Origin of the sequence: Paenibacillus sp. FSL P2-0322 (genome assembly GCF_037975315.1) — a bacterium.
GTDB classification, from domain to species: Bacteria; Bacillota; Bacilli; order Paenibacillales; family Paenibacillaceae; genus Paenibacillus; species Paenibacillus polymyxa_B.
Window position 1 is genome coordinate 2332796 of the sequence record NZ_CP150243.1, and the last position, 20517, is coordinate 2353312.

The window sequence follows — 20517 nt, forward strand, 5'->3', positions numbered from 1 at the left end:
CTCTACTGTCAATCATAGCGTGCAAATAGTTGTTCTTGGACAAGAAAAGCGGTGGAGTATCGTGTTACAGGAGATGAACCTGTACATGATGCTCCGCCGCTTTTTTGTGGTTAAGGCGGGTATGTCGTATGTTAAGGGTTGTTAAGTATCGGGCCATCGAGTGCAAAATCAAAATCATCAATGTCGTACACATGTACAGGTACGGAAGCTTCGATAATGCGGTGGATCCAGTCCAATTGATCCGTCAGAATAGGTAATGATTCACGTTGAGCTGTCAACACTAGTTCAGTCTCAATTGGATCAAAATATTCTCCGTAATGCGCAGTATCAACAGCATTAATGATAATGAGTGATGTATTGGCATCGAATAGAATAGGCAAGCTCTTGGCCCAAGGCATCTGAAGGGCACGCCGAATTTTTTTCTGATTCAACGGTTCCTCAAAATAACTGATCAACTCGCTTACCTTCCGCTTCACATGTTGATCGTCCATAGGATTATCCATGAGCGGCTCTGTGCTATCCTGGAATTCGTATAGCTCTAGCAGTGATGTGTAAGGCACTATATATTCCACAGGGGCGGGAGATGTAAGTAGTTGGCCGTATATAGCCACCATTACAGCTTCCGTTACAAATTGTCGAGACATCGGTCAAGCCTCCTGCATTTACCAAATTATGCGATATGAGTATACCACAAAGCGGGACTGAATTCAGCCCGACATGCAGATTGCTATCATTTATTCCTATATTTGTTGTACGAATTTAGCTGCGGCCGATTAACAAGGAAAGCAATCCGGCAGCAATCAGAGGTCCAACAGGAACTCCTTTAAAGAAGGCAACGCCAATGACGGTCCCGATCAGTAAACCTGTCACAATAATGGGCTGTCCAGACATCAAAGTTACTCCGCGGCCGCCAAGATAGGCTACCAAAATTCCGATACCAATCGCGAGCAGTGATTTCCAGTGCAGGAAAGACTCCATCACCTGATTGATACTGATTTTACCGCTGGCTAGCGGGGTCATGACCCCAATCGTCAAAATAATAATTCCGATTGTCAGGCCATACCTTTCAAGCCAGGGGAAAGCAGAATGAAAGCTGGTTACCCGCAGCAGCAGTAATACAACCATGGCAATAGTCACGGTAGAGTTGCCACTAACAATCCCAAGACCAGCCAATACCAGTAAGATAAGTGAGCTGTAATCCATACAGATGTTCTCCTTCGTTTATTTAGCTTTGGATATGTTCGGCGATTTGTCGCCCGTGCCAGCGGCCTGTTTCAATAAACACTTCATTGGCATTGCTGCCTGAAGCGATGACCCCAGCGACATATATACCTGGGATGTTCGTTTCCATCGTGGCAGGATTAAATTCTGGTTTGTCCAGATCCTCAGCCATGTGGACGCCAACAGACTCCAGTAGTTTTCGCTCCGGGTGAAATCCAGTCAGTGCCAGTACAAAATCATTTTCGAGCCGGAATGCTTCAGTGTCCAGCGGAGTGACTACGACATGGTCTGGATGAATTTCGGTAATACGTGCGCCTAAGTGCAGCGTGATCTTCCCTTTTTGTACCATACTGTCAAACAGTGGACGAACCCACGGCTTGATGTATTGGGACAACTCGCTTCGACGATATACCATATCAATCGTAGCTCCGACCCGCACCAATTCCATTGCAGCATCTACCGCAGAGTTACTGCCACCGATGACTGCGACCCGGGTTCCTGTATAGGGATGGGCTTCGCTGAAATAGTGCGTGACTTTATCCAATTGTTCCCCAGGAATGCCCAAATAGTTCGGATGATCAAAATATCCTGTAGCCACAACGACATAGCGTGACGAATACGTTTTGGTTATTTCCCCTTTGCTCAGGGTATGTACGGTAAATGTACCGTCATCCTGGCGATGAATGGACTGGGCCTCCTCATAATGCTGAATGTTCAAGTTATAATGAGTGGCTACCTTACGATAGTACGCCAGTGCTTCATGACGAAAAGGTTTATCATTAGGGGTGCTGAATGGAACATCACCGATTTCCAGTAGTTCGGCGGTGCTAAAAAACTGCATGTTGGTCGGATACAGAAAAATGGAGTGAACGATGTTGCTTTTTTCAATAATGACAGTTTGCAAACCTCTGCGGCTGCATTCGATTGCAGCGGATAGTCCGCAGGGTCCACCACCGATAATGATTACGTCGTACATTTGGATGAACCTCCAGTTGTATTGGTTTATTACGCCAGTTTTGTAGGGTTAACATTATTTTGACGATTAAAAACGGATCTCAGGATTGAAGCAAATAGCTCAGTATGTGAGAAGTTTTCAAATAATAATCCTACCGCAATGCGAACACAATATCCAGCCGTTTTCAGAAAGTGATGATGGAAGGTGAAGATTGACAGCTACTTTTAGTAAACATATAATTAGATATATATCTATTTTATGTGATTGAATTCGCTTGCATAGCAAGTATGTACTAGTGAAAAGAGGTGCAATAACGATGCAACTGGATAAAATGGTCAATTATCATAAAGCACTTGCTGATCCAACGCGTATGCGAATATTACTTCTTTTGTCCCGTGGGGAGATGCATGGCCAAGCTTTGGCGAAAAAGCTGAATTTGTCTCAGCCGACTGTTACACATCATGCTTCCAAACTCCGTGAGGCTGGGCTGATTAAGGAACGACGTGATAAAAACACGGTGTATTTTACACTGAATCCAGAGCTGATCCGGCAGCATGCCGAGGCGACGGTGCGATTTATTTTCGAAAAAGGAGAGGGGGAGGAAGAGATGTCAGAGTTGAATGAAACGCTGGAGGCGTCGGTCTTACGCAATTTTTTTTCCAAGGACGGCAAGTTGCGCCAAATCCCTGCGCAGTATAAGAAAAAATTAATCGTCCTTCAGATGCTGGCAGAAAAGCTGGAGCCAGGCCGCATGTATCCTGAACGTGAATTAAACGAGTGGATCAAGCAATACCATGAGGATTTTGCAACGATTCGGCGTGAGCTGATTATGCATCAGTTTATGTACAGGGAACGGGAAATGTACGAATTGAACCCGCGTGAGATGTGGACGCGCTGGGATCAAGTACACTAAACGAAACTTGACAAAGATTTCAAAAAAGTTTCGTGGGCAGCCTTGACAGACAATTGATGGACTTGTATGATAAAGGAAATTTTAGGAGGAGGCGATGTTATATGCGTACGAACATGAATGGATGGGTTCAGCAGCAGAATGACTTGTCTCCCGCACGGACGATGCACGGTTAAAGACTGTATAGATCTATAGTCTTGGCTTAGCAGTTGGTTGGCAGTAGAACCAACGAAATCCGCAGGGAGTGATTCCCTGCGGATTTTTTATGGTTAGGCATCTTGTTATCCAGTTGCTGGTTCTGGGGAGTGGTCTGTGAAGACTGCTTGCTTAAGTGAACGAACGGATCACATCGGCCTGAATCGTATACCCTCCGCAGGGAAACCCCTGCGGATTTTTTGCGTTGTTTGCATGCGGGGAGAAAAATGTATACCGATCGATCGAATAACACTACGATCAAAAAAATAATAATGATTTCAGGAGGAAAACAATGAGTATACATGAATACGGTTGGTCTGATTACTGGAACGGTTTTTGGGACCAATGGAAGCAAAGCTTTGAGGAACGCGCAGGAAATACACAGGTACGTCCTGCCCGCTTGATTGCCGATTATGGACAAAAGGTGAAGCTTATCACAATGGATGGAGAACGCTGGGGAGCGGCTTCAGGTAAGCTACGACATGCTATTGTCGATCCGGCGGAAATGCCTGCTGTAGGGGACTGGCTAGCAATCACTACGCCAGATGAAGTGTCGGATGCAGTCATCCATGCCGTCTTGCCACGGAAAAGTCGAATATCTAGACAGGCCGCGGGCTTTGAGACGAAGGAGCAGCTAATCGCTACCAATGTGGATACGTTGTTCCTTGTTAATGCGCTGAATCATGATTTTAATATGCGCAGACTGGAACGGTATTTAATTATGGCTTGGAACAGCGGGGTAAACCCGGTTGTCGTTTTGAGTAAGAGTGATCTTTGTGAAGATGTCGAACAACGGGTTGCTGAAGCGGAGGGAGTTGCCCCTGGTGTACCTGTTATCGTTATTTCTGCTTTGCAGAACGAAGGCAGAGAGCAACTGGAGGCGTTTCTTCAACCTGGCTGTACAGTTGCTTTGACAGGCTCTTCCGGTAGTGGAAAATCCACGATAGTAAACTGGCTCTCCGGATCTGAAGTTCAACTGACACAGGATGTGAGGGAGGAAGACAGTCGAGGCAGGCACACCACCACTCACCGACAGCTTTTTCCCATCGCAAAGCAAGCCGTTTTGCTGGATACACCTGGTATGCGCGAGTTAAATCTGTGGGATGATTCCATGGGTGTCGCTCATACCTTTACGGATATTATGGAAACGGCGCAGCAGTGCCGTTTTGCAGATTGCAAGCATAAGGGCGAAGCTGGATGTGCAGTGGAGGAAGCTATAGAGAGAGGGGAATTGTCGGAATCCAGAGTGAACAATTATCGCAAAATGCAGCGGGAACTGGAATATCAGGCGCGTAAGGAGGCAGACCGGCGCAGGAAAGATAGCCGTTCAAGCACAACCCCGGGTCGTAGGGATCAGCGAAGCGGCTGGCGACGTGATGTGGAGTGGTAAGCCGAACTGCAGTGAAGCATCAAATGTAAAAATATAAGAAAATCTATGTTGTAGTCGGCATATGGTATAAAGGGGTGAATATATGCCGAACTACAGCATTGTGGTGGATTTATCGGATCGTCGTTTATATTTGAAAGATGGAGATCAGATTGTTCTTAGTTATCCAGTCGGTATTGGCAAGCTGGCTACACAGACACCGCATGGGCAATTTACGATTATTAACAAACAGCCCAATCCCGGCGGCCCTTTCGGAGCGTTCTGGATGGGGCTGTCCAAGCCGCATTATGGCATTCACGGCACCAATGAGCCATGGTCCATTGGCAAGATGGTGTCACATGGCTGCATTCGAATGCAGAATAAGGATGTGCTTGAGCTTCAGGAAAAGGTAAGTATAGGCACGCCAGTCACGATACAGCCGTAGCGGCTAGACGATACTAGATTCTGTATCTACTCAGACGTGGATACCGCGTCATAGGCTGTATCTGTGAAGTATATTTCATGGCGAACGGCCGTAACTTTAAGTTAGATGCTGCGTTTAGTTACGATTTGGGTTGGATAGGGATACGGGCTTCAATCTGTTTGGAGCCCTCTTTGTCGTCTGCGGATTTGACTAACGGTCCCGAAAGACGTTCTCCTTGTGTACCGTATGCCTGTTTGGCGTTGGTCCACATATCTTCGTTTGGTTCGAAACTTATGACTATGGTGTAGCGGTTGGCAAGGCTCGGCTTTTTGACCCTCATGCTGAAGGAGCCGTCAGGCATAACTTTGGTTTGATCATCGTAGCCAAACTGCCATCGTCCCGGAAAATCAATCGTGAGTTTGACGTCCGACCCTTCCAGCAAATTGCTGCGCGCATATACATGATAATAGTTACCTTCTTGCTTCACATCAGGCTTAATCCACACTTGAGGACTACCGTAGTCCTTAGGTTTGTTCCAGACGGGCTTAACTAAAGGGGTATTGCGTTCTTGTTCAGGATCAAATTCAGCCCCAATCCGAACTTCATGCAGAAGCTGTTTGTTTTCTTCGTATTGATATACATAAGGACCTTCCAACTTGTTGCCACCGCTGCCATACAGATTTCGTATTTCATTGTCTTGGTCATCCGGACGGAACAGAACAGTCAGATCCATACTGCCCTGTATTCCAGGGCGTTGCACTCGGAGTACAAAACTTCCGTCCTTTTGAATAGTGGTCTCATCCGTGTACCCAGTTAACAGGGAGTTTTTGACCGCAAGATTCCCTTTGATCCGTGCTCCGGCTGGGAGGTTGGAATGTCCTGTAACTTTCACGGTATTTTTATCAATGCTAACGCCACCTGATATTTCGACATAGCTGCTGCCTTGCTGATGAACAGGTGTATGATTGGCAGCTCTTTCATCAAGGGATGATGCGCCTTGGTTGGGATTACCCGTTACGGTGTAGGCACGTGCTTCAGCTTCATGTTGGGCCATACTCCGGGTTGAAGCTTTTTCCCTGCTGCATGCAGCCAGCATCGTTAGGATTAAGAATGCACATAAAAGGTTCCAGCCTATTTTAGTAATCATGTGTTTACTCATGGTTTCTGCTCGCTCCTTGTCCATAGCTTCCAGGCTTAACGTGATAAAATTTTCGAAACTTTATGTATTTACCCTAATTAAAGGGTATGTAATCCCGTCTGCTTTATCCTATAAGGAACGTACCTGTTTAAACAACGTACAGAATGGTTAAAAATGGATAGCCTGATCATCCCCTTGAAAAGCAGGGGCAGCTTGCTGTAAAGGAGCCTGAGTCATATGTCCATTGACCGTTTTATCTTAAAAAAGCTGGACAACTGCCGGGAAGAGCATACACGCGCTAATTTACTAGAACTGTTTAGAATACGGATTGAGAAGGCGCAGAATAAGGAACGAGGCGGTAAAAAAGGTTATCGCAGAATACTTTAAATAGAGTCTGATCAAATGCATAAGCTGCGGTAAGTCACATGTATCATGTTTCAAAGCTGCTGATATGGAGAGGGTGCTGAAATGCCCCTCTCTTTTTTGTGTCTAATGTGGACAAAAAAAAGTCCCTCTTAATAGAGGGACAATGCCAATGAATCATTTTCACTAACGCTATGCAGGATGGCTTCACAACCGACAATCTCTATACTGATCAAAGAGTTAAGACATTTTTGAAGGGCACGTTTGCCGCTGGAGATTTTATTCTCCAAAGTGTTACTTAGAAGTTTTAAAGTTTTTTGTACCGGTTGCTTATTTTCTTGATTGAAGTATACGGGAATACGTTTGTTTTGAAATGTAATTAATGTTCTCACAAAAATCACCTCGCCTGAGTTATTTCATGGCTTTATTGTAGTGCCCGTTTCTTAAAATTACCTTAAAAACACCTTATAAAAACATAAAGGTCTGAAAAATTTACAAAGTGTTCACAACAATCTAGGGAATAATCGAATTTAGTTCTAACTAATCGACAAAATGACGTATATAGCCGTATTAGAAACGATTAAATACATATTATTGATACCAATGACTCTACTAATGTGAGAGAATATGACTAAAGTCGCTGTTTTATTTTTAGAGTGGGTATTTTGTAACAAATTGACAGTCTAATAGTCGGATGCTACAGTTACGATAGCCATATTTCCGTTGAAATAGGCTTTTTGCGTGAACTTTGCCATATATTAAGGATCGGGAGGGATGACAGATGATCCTGACCGTGCTTTCAGGACGACAGGAAACAGAGTGGTTTGACATCGAGGTAGCTGATGAATACTCGGTGGAACATTTAAAGTTGATGCTGGGTGTGCGCATTTTCGGCGAGCCTCCGGCGGAAGGCATGCAATATATTATGGAAGCAAAGTTCCCGGAAGGGCTTTGGTTCAGGGTGGGGGATAACCAGCTACTCACAGGATCAGGCTTACGGGAAGGCTGTACTGTGCGTATTCAGCGCGCTTTTTCGACAACTCAGGACGAAGCGCCTGTGTATGGAAGGCGTTCTCTGTTTCAAAGTGAAAAAAATGGGTAAATACACACATGAAATTATATGAAACCTTGGTAAAATGAAATAGTAAGCGAAAAGGGGGACTTTTGTCTTGAATGCATTATACCAGCGATCCCCGAGATTAAGGCCGGCGCTCCGAGAGGAGAAGCTGGAGATTTTACGGCCTCCGGCTGAGCCGAGCAAGCCGTCTTTTTCTATTATATCTATACTTATTCCGTTAATGATGACGTTGGTGACTATAGGCTTTTACGTATATATGAGCAAAACAGGCAAGATGGGTAACAGTAACTATTTGATGTTCCAGATGGTCACTGTGGTCATGATGCTTACATCTTATACGATTCCTTTTTTCGTCTATTTAAATAATAAGAAGGAATACAAGCGCAATCTGGAGGAACGGGACCGGATGTACCGGGAACAGCTTCAAAAGCATCGTGAAGAACTTGAAATGAAACGCGAGGAGCAAATTCGCACACTATATGAAATTCACGGTGACCCGCAAATATGCACTCAAATCGTCAAAAACCGCAATAGTTCACTCTGGGAACGATCACCGGAGGATGAGGACTTTTTGCAGGTGCGTATTGGGACTGGACAAGTTCCCTTTCATATTAAATTGCAAATTCCACGTCCAGATGGTTATGACCGAGATCCTTTGTTGGGAGCTGCGGATGAGCTGGAAGAGGAATTTCGTCTGGTAGACGCTGCTTCCATTGCATTACCGCTGTTTCAATCCAAAGTGGTTGGATTGGTCGGCGACCGGGAGCATACCCTTGCTGCGTTAAGAGTCATTTTGGCACAGGTGACGGTTCGTCACTCGCCAGATGAAGTGAAAATTGCTTCCTTCTATGACGAGCGAGAGGAAAGTGAATGGACTTGGATGCGCTGGCTCCCACATGTGTGGGATGATGACCGCATCCAGAGAATGATGTCAGACCGCAGTAGCAGTGCACATCAATTAGCTGATTTTCTGTTTGCCAGACTGAACCGTCGTAAAAATAATCGCAATGATCGCCAGGGCAAAGGAATGGAAGTCCCGTGTTATATCGTTGTTTTATCTGACACCCAGCTGATTGAGGAAGAACCGTTGCTGCCGTTGTTACTGGAGGACGGTCGAGCCATTGATGCGTGTACGATTGTGCTGGCTTCTCGTAAAGAGGCTTTGCCGATGCAGTGTCAGCTGATTGTGGAGGCTTCCAAAGAGCAGGGCGTATATGCCCGCAAATCAGAATCGGCGGAGGTTGAACAGCAAAGTTTTAAACCGGATCGTTTGTCAAAAGAGGAAGCCGATGCATTGGCGAGGTACATGGCTCCTATTCGCTTGAAGCGTTCCTCTGCTTCTGACATTCCCGCTGTGCTACCTCTGTTTGATATGATGAGCGTAGCGAGTGTGGAAGAACTGGACGTGGCAGATCGGTGGCGACGTAACCGCCATCCCGATACCTTACCTGTGCCGATGGGCGTGCGAGCAGGCGGTAAGAGGATTATGATTAACCTGCATGATAAGATAGAGCGTCAAGGACATGGTCCCCATGGCTTGATCGCCGGTACAACGGGTTCAGGGAAGAGTGAGGTTATCCAGTCCATCGTAGCCTCGCTTGCTGCCGAGTTTCATCCGCATGATCTTGCTTTTATGCTGATCGATTACAAGGGTGGAGGCATGTCCAACACGTTCGTTAACTTGCCGCATGTTGTGGGTACGATCACGAACTTGGACAATAATTTGATTGAACGTGCCAAAATATCTCTTAAAGCAGAACTGGTTCGTCGACAGAAGATATTGAACGATGCAGGCAATTTACAGCATATTGATGAATATTACAGACTACTCCGGCAGCGGCAGGAACAACCGCTGCCTCATCTGGTTATTATTATTGATGAATTTGCACAATTAAAGCGAGATCAGCCAGAGTTTATGGACGAGCTAATCAGTATTGCCGCGATTGGGCGGACACTAGGTGTCCATTTGATTTTGGCGACGCAAAAGCCCGCAGGTGTCGTAGATGATAAGATCTGGAGTAACTCCAGATTCCGCATCTGTTTACGGGTGCAAAGCGAAGGTGATAGCCGTGACATGTTGAAAATACCGAATGCCGCGTGGATTACGAAGCCGGGACGAGGGTATTTCCAGGTGGGTAGCGACGAGGTGTTTGAAGAGATGCAGTTTGCTTGGAGTGGTGCGCCGTATATAGGCAACAGCGATATTTCTTCTGCACTACCTGTACATGAAGTGAGACTGAACGGGAAACGTGAAGCGCTACTGACGGGCGGCGAACGGGCAAGCTCAGGCTTAAAAGGAGAAGAAGCCCCTAAACAGCTTCAAGTATTTATTGATTATATTGCGAATGAGGCTGCTAAGGCAGGGATCGAACGACTTCAGGGACCGTGGCTTCCACCGCTGCCTGAATTGCTGGATTTAACAAATCTGCCGGCATGCACCGAAATAGATAGTACATCATCACCTTTGGAGCTGAAGGCTCTTATTGGTCTGGTGGATGATTTGCCGAATCAGCGGCAGGAGCCAATTTATGCATCGCTGGATCATGGTCATTGGGCTGTGTATGGCATGCCGGGCATGGGAAAAACGACCTTTTTGCATACATTGCTGATGTCCACGGCTCAGCGTTTTGCAGCGAATCATTGGAACGGGTATATCATTGATATGGGTCGAACGATGCGCGACTTTGGGGAACTTCCCCAAATCGGGGCTGTTATGATGGCTGAGGAGGATGACCGGATCAAGCGACTGTTCCGTTATCTGTTCAAGATGGTGGCCGTACGCAAGGAAATGCTTTCCGAGGCTGGTGTCAAAACAATAAGCTCTTATCGACGTTCTGCTGTTGAGGATATTCCGCAAATTGTCGTAGTTATTGATGGATATCTTAATTTCCGTAATGCTTATCCAGATGAAAATGAACTGCTGGAATCTCTTTTGCGAGAAGGAGGCAGTCTAGGTATTACGTTTATCATTACAGCGAATCGGATTACCGATGTGTTTGAGAAATTCCGCAGTAACATACCGAATGCTGTTTCTTTTGAAATGTCCGACCCGAGTGACTATTACTATGCGGTAGGACGACCAGCCAAAACGCCAGGACCGTTAATTCCAGGCCGCGCTCTGGTTAAAGGGCATGTTCCTCCGCTGGAGTTCCAGACGGCATTGCCTTCACCAGGAGAAGATGAGGCGGAGCGATCAGCACGGTTACGCCGCAATATTGCTGGCATTGTGCACGAATGGAAAGGCAAGCACGCACCAGCCATCCTCCCATTACCTGAGCGGATTCCACTGTCGGAACTGCTTCAGCAGTGGGATCGAACAAGTGGACCATCGGGTGCACTTCCTTATGAAGTACCTGTAGGTCTACAGAGTGACGATCTTGAGCCTTTTCTCCTGAATCTGAAAGAAGGGCCCAATTTTATAGTGGGTAGTCCAATGGAGGGTGGAAAAACCTCTTTTCTAATGAGCTGGATTATATCGCTTGCTTATTACACATCACCCGATCAATTGGAAGTCTATACGATCGATACACGCTATGGAGGCGGAGGACTATCTAGATTACGGCATCTTCCTCATGTTAAGGCTGCTGCCGAAAGCGAGGAAGAAATGGGACCTCTGGTACAGAAAGTGTATGATATCGTTCAACAGCGGAACAAGGAGGGGAATGATCCCGAATTGCTACTGGTCATTGATGATGCGGATATGTTAAGTAAGCAACTGAACGATTTTATGATAAAGGATCAGCTCTCTGCCATTGTACGGTTGGGACGTGATCGCAATGTGCATGTCGTGCTCTCGGGTGTGCCATCTGATTTCCCTACCTTTGGTGTGGACTGGTTTAATGATGTCAAGGCAAGCCAAAGCGGTATGCTATTTGGAACACTAGATTCGAATGATCTATCGTTCTTTCGTATCCCTTATTCGGAGGCGAACGCCGCTGCTGGTGGCCTAAAAGTCCTGCCACCTGGGCAGGGATACTACGTACGGCGCAAATTTACCAGGATAAAAGCGGCAATTCCCTTCTCAGAGCAAGTGAGCTGTGAGGATTGGATAACGAAAATTCGTGACCGATGGCATGTTGTAGTTTGAAGGGAGGTGGCTCATAATGTTAACGTTTCAAGCTTCCAAGCAGAAGTTAATAACCCTCAAGGCGAAGGAACTGTTTTTTCTGGCAGGCGTACTGGGTTCTGACAGACTGCTTGGGGTGGAAGATCCGTTTAAGGGCTATCTAGCAGAGGAGTTGGCGGAAGAGTGGGAGCAGGTAAAAGCTACTCTTTTGGAAAAGGGGTATCTAAAGCGGGTAGATAAGGGCAAAGAGCTAGCAATGCCTCCTACCGTTTTTTCAAGAGTCGCTATCGCGGGATTATCCAACAGGGCTTGCCGTATACGCTATGTGCGGGGAGGTAAGCGGTTTGAAGGCTATCTCCATTGCACGAACGAGCGTGTAGTGGAACTCGTGAAATCCGCTGATGAACCCGATGAGTATCGACTGTACGATCTGGGAAATGTGGAAAAGGCTTGCGAGACATTGATTGATAAAATGGGTTGGGTAGATCGACTTGTGCCTGAATCCCCCGCACTTATGTTCTCCAAGCAGGCATTTAATAAAATTTACGAGCAATCGGCAGGAGAAAGTGTGTCTCTGATCAGCAGTAAACTGACCGAGGCTAGCGGAGATGCAGAGGGGGCTGCAAGACTGGCTCAGTCTTTGAGTTCTCGTGTAGCCGAAGGAGAACTGCAATTGCTGGTATGGAACGGCAGGGAGTGGGAATCACAACGGGCAGCCTTTGTCCTGTGTCCTGCAATGAACTGGATATTTCGGATGAGCTCAAGTGGTAACGGAGACTGGCTGATTGCAGCTATGGCTTCAAGGGATCAGTTTGTGGATTTATTATTAAATTGGTTGAAACAGTCGGCAGTGAATGAAGAAGTGACAGAAGAAGGGTGATGGATATGCGCATTCGAGTTGAACCGGATGTGCTTCGGGGGCTTAGCGGGCAGCTACAGCATGCGGCGGAGCAAATTCAACAGTTAACAGCAGGTTTGGAGCAGGCGTTACAATCGCTGGATTGGGATGTATCTGCACGCGAGGCGATCTTGAATCATTGGATGCAGGCCAAGCGGATGTCAGAACAGATCCATGCTTACCTCCATACATCAGGTACACAACTGAACCGAAAGGCAGAGCAATTTCAGTCTGTTGATCACAACTATCAAACGATTCTGTCATTTGCCAGCCAACCATTGGGACGACCCGTCACAATGCTCGATTGGTCGAATCAGCAATCACCGTCTATTCTGCCTGGGCAAGCTTCGGAAACAGGCAGTCTGATTTCAAACCCGCAGTCTGTCGTACATGCCATTGCTGGTGTACAGTCTTCGGATGTAGAAACGTTGCATCAGGATATTCTGATGCAGGCGTCTTCTAGCAGTCCGCAGGATTGGTATTTTACTGATCCGTCTACAACAAGAGATCAGCCTGTCGCTTAGTTGGGATCGCGTTCCGGGACAATCTGGATCGACTGCAAAATTTACTTGATTCGTTTCGCAGTTCCCGACTTTATGGGACTTATTAGGTGGTTGTTTTGTTAATATTATACTGTTAGGTGCTGTTTTATAGTTAAAAAGTGGGATTGTTACAATTAGGTCCTTTGCCTTTTGTAGGGAATTAAATAGCCATAGTACAATTTGAACTAGATAAAACAAAAACATTTTTATCATCAAGGAGGACGCAAAAAATGGCAGGACGCATTTTAATTACCCCAGAACAGGTTGATCAGGTGGCTAACCAATTTAAACAAAGTGGTGAGCAAAGCCAACAGATCGTTTCCAGTTTGACACAGTCCATCTCAGGTATGGAAGGTCAATGGGAAGGTATGACTAAACAACGCTTCTTCCAAGAGTTTCAGGAAGCTAGCAAACAAATGCAAGCTTTCGTAACGACTTTGAACAGCATCAGCCAAGAATTGACAGCTATCGCTAACAAATTCCGTACGGTTGACCAAACGAAATAAGTTGCCTTGCCTGATAGGCATTAACTTGTCATATACCACTCTATAAGAAGCAATATGTGAGCCATTCCTCACGGTTTGGCACAGGATGTTCAGGAAAAACCGGGCGATCTTCGGATACCCGGTTTTCTTGCCATCCATAGATGTATATAATAAGGTGAGGAAAACTAGCATACTGAATGATGTAAGGAGAGGGATGTTTCATGTCTTTTCAACCGAATCCGGGAGACGAATTGATCATAAACGGCACAGCTTATGTGGTTGGACGACATCCCGCTGCACCCGGTTTAGCCTATGCTCAAGCAGGGCGGCAGGGAATTGTATACCAACTGAATGCCAAAAACGGAGCACCGCATGAGGCAAAAGCCCTTAAAGTGTTTTTTCCGAAGTTCCGCATCCCGGCTATGGTTTATCAATCTGAGCATATGGAAGCATACGGGGATATTCCCGGTTTGCAGGTATGCAAGCGTGATGTGCTCACTCCAGAAAGAAACGGAAGTCTGATCGCCGAGCAGCCTGATTTGCTGTATGCGGTGCTGATGCCATGGGTTTACGGTATGACATGGTTCGATTGTCTCACAGATCAGCGTCAGCTTGAGGCTTCCGATAGTCTGGCTTTAGCCAGAGCATTGGCAGGGATCGGTTCAGCTATGGAGCAAAAAGGATTGGCGCACTGTGATTTATCGGCGCCAAATGTGATGCTTCCGTTTTTTTCTGAAGTGGAACTGCCTCAAGGCACGTCAGCTGTGGAATTGGTGGACGTGGAACAAATGTATAGTACTAAAATGGATCGTCCAGACGCTCTATTGGCAGGTTCGCCAGGGTATGCCGCACATCGTACCGTCCACAGCGGGTTATGGAGTGCGTATGCAGACCGTTTTGCAGGGGCAATTATTATAGGAGAAATGCTGGGCTGGTCTGACCGTGTAGTAGTCGACAAAGCTTGGGGCGAGAGTTATTTTGATCAGCATGAAATGCAGACGCCTTGCGAACGTTATTTTATTTTACGAAAATCGCTTGAATCTCGTTGGGGCAGCAAGGTGGTAGAATTGTTCAGCCGTGCTTGGGAAAGTCAGGATTTAAGCAGTTGCCCTACTTTTGGCGAATGGCTGGTTGTACTTAATGCGGTTACTGAGCAGGAAATTCCAGTTGAGGCTATAGAACCGGAGCCTGTTGCGACAGAAACAATAGAATCGGCAGCGGTGGGCGGTCTTGCCAGTGAAGCTGCACCCTCTTTGTCAGCGCCTGCACCGCTCAAGGCTGAACAGGCTGCATTGCTAAATCAGGCTGCCCTGGAGCAGGGAGAGCGTGGGGTAACGGACAAGCTGTTCCGACAGGCACGTGATTTGGAGCAGCAAAACAAACCTGCTGCAGCGCTGGAAGTATACCGGTCGTTGTATCATTTTGTAGAAGATGGCAGTCCTCTGCATGTGGAGGTGTCGGCTGCGATCACAGGGCTAGAGGAGCAGTTGAATCCCAAGACGCCGGAGCAACCTGAAAAATCAAAAGCCTGGTATCGCTCCAAAGCGTTTATCGTGACAACTGCGGCCGCAGTCGTTCTGTTGGCAGCTGGAATCCCAGCCGTGAATATTCTTGCAGATCAGTCCAATCAGCGGCAAATCGAGGCGGCCAAGCAGGAAGAGGCAGCGAAGGCTGCAAAGGCGGCCGAGGAAAAGCTGGCAGCCGAGCAGGAAGCCGCTCAAAAATTGCTGACGGAGAAACAACGCCAGGAAGCGGAACAGCAGGCCAAACAGCAGGTACTTGCCGCTCAAAAGCAACAGGAAGAGCAGAAGAAACAGCAAGCCCTTATCGATCAACAGGTTAAATATGAAGCTTATCTCGCCCAAAAGGAACAAAATAAGCAGGCGGCTGCCAAGTTAGCGAAGCAAAAAGCGTATGATCAACAGGCAAAGTATGAAAAATACTTGGCTTTGAAAAAGGAGCAGGAAACCCGTGCCGCCCAGGAAGAGGCAGCTCGTAAGGCAGCAGCCGAGGCGGAACAAAAGCAAAAAGAGTCTATGCATGCACGAAACAAGGAGAACGTTCTTCAGCTTATTTCCCTGTACAACAAGGCATATGCCTCTCAGGAAGGTGGAAGCGCTGCGAAGGCAAAGAGCTTTGCGAAGCGTTTTAGAACACTATATGATAGTAATCCTTCTTATTATCGTTCGGTAGGCGAAGTGGGATATCGGGCTTCCTCGATCTATAATTTTTTAGGCGATACGAATTTTAGACTGCCTAAAATTTAATATTTCATATGTTTATATATGGGCGGAATGATAGCTACAAACAGATGAAGATAGAAGGTAACTGAGGGGAGCATGTACAAACCATGAATTATACAATACAGGCTTCACAACGCACTCCCGCCCTGATCATTTACCTGATTGACATCAGCGCGTCGATGAACATGCTGATGGAGGGGCGGCGGCGTATTGACGTTGTATATGAAGCTATATCGTTGGCGATCCGGCAGATGGTTTTCCGATCAACCAAAGGAAATCGGCTGACAGCACGCTATCGGATTGCGATTTTAGCTTATAGTGACGACGTGTATGACCTGCTGAATGGTGTCAAGGGAATTGATGAAATCGCGGCCATTGGTTCGTTGCCCGATTTGACACCCAAACGATTTTCAGATTCAGCAAAAGCCTTCCTGCAAGCTGAGCGTATTTTGCAGGCAGAATTACCAGGGATGCAGGACTGTCCTGCACCTTTGGTCTGTCATATGACAGATGGGGTTTCCACTGGCGATGATCCGGAACCGATTGCGAAGCGCATTATGAGCATGAGTGTACCGGACGGTAATGTACTGGTGGAAAATATATTTTTATCGGACAGGTTGCTGGAAACGCCTATTCAGGACCCCCGTCGATGGAAAGGTCTGACACATAATACGCCGTTGCAGGATGAACATGCTGTGAAATTGCGTGATATGTCTTCTGTGCTGCCTGAAAGCTATCGGGAAATGCTATTTGAGGCGGATTATCAGTTAGGTGAAGGAGCCATTATGATGCTGCCTGGAACCTGTGCGGAACTGGTGTCCATTGGGTTCCAAATGTCGGCTGCAACGCCTGTACGGTAAGGAGGTAAAAGCATGAATCCACTGCTGTCCCTGCTCCCCGCGAGCAAAAAAAAGGGAATGAATGCAAGGCTGACTCAGCAATTTGCTTACATAAGCTCTCAGACAGGCGATCAGCCTTTATCATCTCATCACAGTCGTTTTATGTGTCGTTATGGCTATGGAAGATCTGCCGAATCTGCCAGTATGGGAGAAAGCGGACAGGATTTTGCCGCAGTACGTATTCATAAATCCGTCTGTTGTTTTGTCTTGTGTGATGGTGTGGGGCTCAGTTACCGAGGAGATTTTGCAGCCCGCTATCTGGGTTCTTCTTTACTGGATTGGATGGAACGGGGACAAGATCTGTCTGCTGATCAGTTGAAGGTGTACCTTGAACGTTTGGCAGGTACAGCGGCAGAGGAACTGGATCGGCAGCCTCTGGATCACGAATCAGGCTTAATGCGTTCGGTATTGGAAGATAAACGTCGTCAGGGAAGCCAGTCCATGTATATTTGCGGTAAAATCGAACTGCCGAAGCGTGGTAGCCGTGGCCGTCTCCGACTTGCCTGGCAAGGGGATTCACGTTTACGATTATGGAACGGTGCCGAGGAAATCAGCGAGCTGTTCGATCATACCTTTTCTACATCGGAGCGCTGGTCTACAAGTCGTGGGCCGATTGGAGGGAAGCCTCATTGGTATGAAAGAAGCATACCCGCAGATATGCCGATGAGATTACAGGTGTATACGGACGGTTTATCCGATTTGGACCCCATTCGCGAGCCTGTCCCTGATGAGCAGATACAGGTATTGCTGGACGCATCCCATACCGGGGGACTTGATGATGATGCTGCATTTATTGAGCTGCAGTGGTAAATGAATAAGCAAAAGGACGTTATACAACCATGGTTATGGATGTATAACGTCCTTTTTTTGATGAATACATAGAAAAATACGATTCGTTAAGATATTTATAGAATGTAACGAGGAGGAGAAGGAAAGAGGCGCTAATGCGCATAATATTCGTCCTTTTCTTAAATATCGCAAAGGAATAGCAAAAAATGCGCAAAAATGGTGATTATAAAGTATATCCTTTTGGGTAATCTTGTGATTATACAGATTACTGAAAGGGAGCGATACATATGAGCTACACATATGCAGGAGGCGCGCGCTTTGAAGGCAAAACCGCTCTAATCACGGGGGCTGGTTCTGGGATTGGAAAGGCAACGGCCATTCAAATGGCCAGAGAAGGAGCGAATGTCGCTCTTTTTGACGTAAGTAATGAGCGCATTTTGGAGACGGAAAGAGAAATTAATGCCATACGTGAAGGATCAGCTCGGGCATTTGACGTGGACATTGCTGATCCGGTGCGTGTGGAAAAAGCAGTTCTGGAAGCGGTTGAATTATTTGGCGGTCTGCATATCATTTTTGCTAATGCCGGGATTAACGGGGTCGTCGGACCGATAGAGGATCTGAGCATTGAGGATTGGCGGCAAACATTGTCCACGAATCTGGATGGTACCTTCCTGACGGTGAAGTATACAATACCACATTTGAAAAAGAACGGTGGCGGCAGCATTATTATTACCAGCTCCATTAATGGAAATCAGCGCTTTACCAGCTTTGGGATGTCAGCCTACAGTACATCGAAGGCGGGTCAAACCGGTTTTGCTAAAATGGCTGCGCTGGAGCTGGCTAAGTTCCGTATTCGTGTCAATGTCATCTATCCTGGGGCCATTTCGACCAATATTGATGAAACCACGGAGAAATCGGAAGGGTTAAAGCAAATTACCATCCCCGTCAAGTTTCCCGAAGGAGGGCAACCGTTGGCAGATGGACCGGGTCAACCCGAGCAGGTAGCTGATTTGGTGACATTTTTGGCTTCTGATCATTCGCGTCACATTACTGGTGCACAAATTGTAATTGATGGGGCAGAGTCGTTATTGTTTTAGAAAATAGAGCATGCTCTGGGACGGAGAAATGTTTTGTGGTATCCTGAGTGTATTGTCTTGGTTACGGTGCGAATGTGAAGCTCACATAAAAACCCCGGATCCTTCGCACCTCGAAATTTGTCGAAATGGATTCAGATTAGCTTTCTTCGTTAGAAGTCAATAGTCGATTCAAGCTTTTTTGGCATCGTTTTTTTCGAAAATGCATGGAATTGATATCATTAGGGTATGAATTCCTTCATTTTCGCTGTCGCACTCTATATGAGTGCGTGGATTGAAATACGTTTTTCTTCCTCCTATATGGCATCGACTTCCGGTCGCACTCTATATGAGTGCGTGGATTGAAATAATGATAGTAAATAAAATCGCACTTAGAAACGATCCTAGTCGCACTCTATATGAGTGCGTGGATTGAAATATAAGTCAACCAAAATAATTCGTATTACCTAACCATGTCGCACTCTATATGAGTGCGTGGATTGAAATCTCATCCGTTTTTTCTTCAATCAGATACTTGGCCTTGTCGCACTCTATATGAGTGCGTGGATTGAAATAATCAATTGTACTTCCTGGTCGTCCAACTCAGGGTCGCACTCTATATGAGTGCGTGGATTGAAATTTTAAGTTTGGAAAGCACATCTTCCAAGGCTTGAGTCGCACTCTATATGAGTGCGTGGATTGAAATTGAGAAGCAGCATTAGCAGGATTAGCATTAGCCTTGAGGTCGCACTCTATATGAGTGCGTGGATTGAAATTCTCATACAGATTGAGGACGATTTTTGGAACAAGCGTCGCACTCTATATGAGTGCGTGGATTGAAATCTCACATCCAGCTAAGAAAGCGTCATTTGTGCTCATGGTCGCACTCTATATGAGTGCGTGGATTGAAATATTAGTAGCCCAACGCTTGGCGGCCGCGAGACTCCTAAGTCGCACTCTATATGAGTGCGTGGATTGAAATATTGATATCCCTCAACCAGAATGCAGTTTTGTAGTCGCACTCTATATGAGTGCGTGGATTGAAATTCTGACAAATGTTAATTAAGCAATGCCTCACATGTCGCACTCTATACGAGTATGTGGATTGAAGAATCTATAGTGATCCTAACCTTGCATAGCAACTCCCAGCAGACTTTACATGATTGGAGCCTTTAAGATTATTAGTTTAGTTCTCTCTAAAAATACTATTTCCACATGACTTAAAATAATATTTGTTTACATAACGAGAATAGATCTAATATGATTAGTAAGTAGAAGAGAATCTAGTGTTTTAAGCGGAATACAAGTCTCTTACAATAACCACCTAAAAGTCATAAAATGAATATAGAGCTATGGAGTGAAACCGTAATCCTTGAATTAAGTAGATAAGAGAGGAGAGGAAGGAGAATTACTACAACGCTAGGAAATTATATTAGTATTATTTATAAATTCACTTAACAACGGTAAATGTCCAAGTGGGGATTCTAGATGCTGTCGCTATTGTATCTTATGACACGATTACACATTTTAAGTATTTGCTCAAAGGGGGAAAATAGATGAATTTATTATCTATTCCTGGTTTATATTTTTATATCTATCTAGGTATAGGCCTTATCGTGGGATATTGGTTTGTATCTAAGGAATTAACTGAACGTGCACAGGAAATGCAGCAAGAGAACCCAGAGGAAAACGATGAGGAACTGTCAACAGCTAGAGAGGGTCTTTATCAAGCTCTACATGATCTTTATCATTTAATAGGTCAGAAAGGTGTTATTGCTGCGATCTATATTTTATTTATGCTTTTTTGGCTTCCGATGTGGTTAGTCATTACTTGGAAGAGGTTATTCACGAAGAAAACTAAAGGAGATTAAA

The 20517-nt window shown here is 45.9% G+C and carries 19 protein-coding genes and 1 CRISPR repeat array; of the genes, 14 read left to right on the plus strand and 5 right to left on the minus strand.

Annotated elements, in window-relative coordinates; all coding sequences use genetic code 11:
* Positions 1-131 precede the first annotated feature (131 nt).
* The 3 genes from MKY24_RS10475 to MKY24_RS10485 form a co-directional block, all read right to left on the minus strand.
* Positions 132-644, minus strand: a complete 513-nt coding sequence (locus MKY24_RS10475) for a hypothetical protein (RefSeq protein ID WP_023988256.1) — start codon at positions 642-644, stop codon at positions 132-134.
* A gap of 115 nt (positions 645-759) precedes the next feature.
* A complete protein-coding gene (locus MKY24_RS10480) occupies positions 760-1203 on the minus strand; it encodes a DUF441 domain-containing protein (protein ID WP_013309978.1) in 444 nt (147 codons plus the stop codon).
* A gap of 22 nt (positions 1204-1225) precedes the next feature.
* Positions 1226-2197 (minus strand): YpdA family putative bacillithiol disulfide reductase, encoded by a 972-nt coding sequence (locus tag MKY24_RS10485; protein ID WP_023988257.1) that lies wholly within the window; start codon positions 2195-2197, stop codon positions 1226-1228.
* Between the two features lie 295 nt (positions 2198-2492).
* Between MKY24_RS10485 and MKY24_RS10490 the strand changes: the two genes are divergently transcribed.
* The 3 genes from MKY24_RS10490 (at position 2493) to MKY24_RS10500 (ending at position 5092) form a co-directional block, all read left to right on the plus strand.
* A complete protein-coding gene (locus tag MKY24_RS10490; RefSeq protein WP_068940675.1) occupies positions 2493-3089 on the plus strand; it encodes a metalloregulator ArsR/SmtB family transcription factor in 597 nt (198 codons plus the stop codon).
* Between the two features lie 484 nt (positions 3090-3573).
* Complete coding sequence (rsgA, locus tag MKY24_RS10495; protein WP_025719067.1) at positions 3574-4671, plus strand: ribosome small subunit-dependent GTPase A; 1098 nt, start codon at positions 3574-3576, stop codon at positions 4669-4671.
* 82 nt (positions 4672-4753) lie between these two features.
* Entirely contained in the window at positions 4754-5092 is a 339-nt protein-coding gene (locus MKY24_RS10500; protein ID WP_023988260.1) for a L,D-transpeptidase, read from the plus strand.
* A gap of 118 nt (positions 5093-5210) precedes the next feature.
* Here the strand turns inward: MKY24_RS10500 and MKY24_RS10505 are convergent, their stop codons facing one another.
* Entirely contained in the window at positions 5211-6230 is a 1020-nt protein-coding gene (locus MKY24_RS10505) for a hypothetical protein (RefSeq protein ID WP_023988261.1), read from the minus strand.
* 216 nt (positions 6231-6446) lie between these two features.
* On the opposite strand from MKY24_RS10505, the gene MKY24_RS10510 reads away from it, so the two are divergent.
* Positions 6447-6596 carry a hypothetical protein gene (locus MKY24_RS10510; protein ID WP_023988262.1) on the plus strand — a complete coding sequence of 50 codons (150 nt, stop codon included), beginning with the start codon at positions 6447-6449 and terminating at the stop codon, positions 6594-6596.
* A 128-nt stretch (positions 6597-6724) separates the two neighbouring features.
* Here MKY24_RS10510 and MKY24_RS10515 read toward each other — a convergent pair whose 3' ends face one another.
* Entirely contained in the window at positions 6725-6964 is a 240-nt protein-coding gene (locus MKY24_RS10515; protein WP_013370782.1) for a hypothetical protein, read from the minus strand.
* A gap of 389 nt (positions 6965-7353) precedes the next feature.
* Here MKY24_RS10515 and MKY24_RS10520 point away from each other — a divergent pair, with 389 nt between their 5' ends.
* From MKY24_RS10520 to MKY24_RS10565, 10 genes are all read left to right on the plus strand, one after another.
* Positions 7354-7674 (plus strand): hypothetical protein, encoded by a 321-nt coding sequence (locus tag MKY24_RS10520; RefSeq protein WP_023988263.1) that lies wholly within the window; start codon positions 7354-7356, stop codon positions 7672-7674.
* Positions 7675-7741: 67 nt separating this feature from the next.
* Positions 7742-11737, plus strand: a complete 3996-nt coding sequence (gene essC / locus MKY24_RS10525) for a type VII secretion protein EssC (RefSeq protein WP_339201904.1) — start codon at positions 7742-7744, stop codon at positions 11735-11737.
* A 16-nt stretch (positions 11738-11753) separates the two neighbouring features.
* A complete protein-coding gene (locus tag MKY24_RS10530) occupies positions 11754-12596 on the plus strand; it encodes a hypothetical protein (protein WP_068940682.1) in 843 nt (280 codons plus the stop codon).
* Positions 12597-12601: 5 nt separating this feature from the next.
* Positions 12602-13138 (plus strand): WXG100 family type VII secretion target, encoded by a 537-nt coding sequence (locus MKY24_RS10535; RefSeq protein ID WP_023988266.1) that lies wholly within the window; start codon positions 12602-12604, stop codon positions 13136-13138.
* 248 nt (positions 13139-13386) lie between these two features.
* Positions 13387-13662 (plus strand): WXG100 family type VII secretion target, encoded by a 276-nt coding sequence (locus tag MKY24_RS10540; protein ID WP_013309990.1) that lies wholly within the window; start codon positions 13387-13389, stop codon positions 13660-13662.
* 200 nt (positions 13663-13862) lie between these two features.
* A complete protein-coding gene (locus tag MKY24_RS10545; RefSeq protein WP_339201906.1) occupies positions 13863-15908 on the plus strand; it encodes a hypothetical protein in 2046 nt (681 codons plus the stop codon).
* 83 nt (positions 15909-15991) lie between these two features.
* Positions 15992-16744, plus strand: coding sequence for a vWA domain-containing protein (locus tag MKY24_RS10550; protein ID WP_013309992.1), 753 nt, complete (start codon positions 15992-15994; stop codon positions 16742-16744).
* A 12-nt stretch (positions 16745-16756) separates the two neighbouring features.
* Positions 16757-17593: a hypothetical protein gene (locus MKY24_RS10555; RefSeq protein WP_339201907.1), complete on the plus strand. Its 837-nt coding sequence runs from the start codon at positions 16757-16759 to the stop codon at positions 17591-17593.
* A 266-nt stretch (positions 17594-17859) separates the two neighbouring features.
* Positions 17860-18669 (plus strand): SDR family NAD(P)-dependent oxidoreductase, encoded by an 810-nt coding sequence (locus MKY24_RS10560; protein WP_023988269.1) that lies wholly within the window; start codon positions 17860-17862, stop codon positions 18667-18669.
* Between the two features lie 246 nt (positions 18670-18915).
* A CRISPR array of direct repeats spans positions 18916-19757; the repeat unit is 32 nt; unit sequence GTCGCACTCTATATGAGTGCGTGGATTGAAAT.
* A 444-nt stretch (positions 19758-20201) separates the two neighbouring features.
* Positions 20202-20516 carry a hypothetical protein gene (locus MKY24_RS10565; protein WP_025719051.1) on the plus strand — a complete coding sequence of 105 codons (315 nt, stop codon included), beginning with the start codon at positions 20202-20204 and terminating at the stop codon, positions 20514-20516.
* The last annotated feature ends 1 nt before the right edge of the window (position 20517 follow it).

Excerpts from the sequence above, each read along its gene's own strand:
- MKY24_RS10475 (WP_023988256.1), bottom strand. The coding sequence starts at position 644 with ATGTCTCGACAATTTGTAACGGAAGCTGTAATGGTGGCTATATACGGC.
- MKY24_RS10480 (WP_013309978.1), bottom strand. The coding sequence starts at position 1,203 with ATGGATTACAGCTCACTTATCTTACTGGTATTGGCTGGTCTTGGGATT.
- MKY24_RS10485 (WP_023988257.1), bottom strand. The coding sequence starts at position 2,197 with ATGTACGACGTAATCATTATCGGTGGTGGACCCTGCGGACTATCCGCT.
- MKY24_RS10490 (WP_068940675.1), top strand. The coding sequence starts at position 2,493 with ATGCAACTGGATAAAATGGTCAATTATCATAAAGCACTTGCTGATCCA.
- rsgA (WP_025719067.1), top strand. The coding sequence starts at position 3,574 with ATGAGTATACATGAATACGGTTGGTCTGATTACTGGAACGGTTTTTGG.
- MKY24_RS10500 (WP_023988260.1), top strand. The coding sequence starts at position 4,754 with ATGCCGAACTACAGCATTGTGGTGGATTTATCGGATCGTCGTTTATAT.
- MKY24_RS10505 (WP_023988261.1), bottom strand. The coding sequence starts at position 6,230 with ATGAGTAAACACATGATTACTAAAATAGGCTGGAACCTTTTATGTGCA.
- MKY24_RS10510 (WP_023988262.1), top strand. The coding sequence starts at position 6,447 with ATGTCCATTGACCGTTTTATCTTAAAAAAGCTGGACAACTGCCGGGAA.
- MKY24_RS10520 (WP_023988263.1), top strand. The coding sequence starts at position 7,354 with ATGATCCTGACCGTGCTTTCAGGACGACAGGAAACAGAGTGGTTTGAC.
- MKY24_RS10530 (WP_068940682.1), top strand. The coding sequence starts at position 11,754 with ATGTTAACGTTTCAAGCTTCCAAGCAGAAGTTAATAACCCTCAAGGCG.
- MKY24_RS10535 (WP_023988266.1), top strand. The coding sequence starts at position 12,602 with ATGCGCATTCGAGTTGAACCGGATGTGCTTCGGGGGCTTAGCGGGCAG.
- MKY24_RS10540 (WP_013309990.1), top strand. The coding sequence starts at position 13,387 with ATGGCAGGACGCATTTTAATTACCCCAGAACAGGTTGATCAGGTGGCT.
- MKY24_RS10545 (WP_339201906.1), top strand. The coding sequence starts at position 13,863 with ATGTCTTTTCAACCGAATCCGGGAGACGAATTGATCATAAACGGCACA.
- MKY24_RS10550 (WP_013309992.1), top strand. The coding sequence starts at position 15,992 with ATGAATTATACAATACAGGCTTCACAACGCACTCCCGCCCTGATCATT.
- MKY24_RS10555 (WP_339201907.1), top strand. The coding sequence starts at position 16,757 with ATGAATCCACTGCTGTCCCTGCTCCCCGCGAGCAAAAAAAAGGGAATG.
- MKY24_RS10560 (WP_023988269.1), top strand. The coding sequence starts at position 17,860 with ATGAGCTACACATATGCAGGAGGCGCGCGCTTTGAAGGCAAAACCGCT.
- MKY24_RS10565 (WP_025719051.1), top strand. The coding sequence starts at position 20,202 with ATGAATTTATTATCTATTCCTGGTTTATATTTTTATATCTATCTAGGT.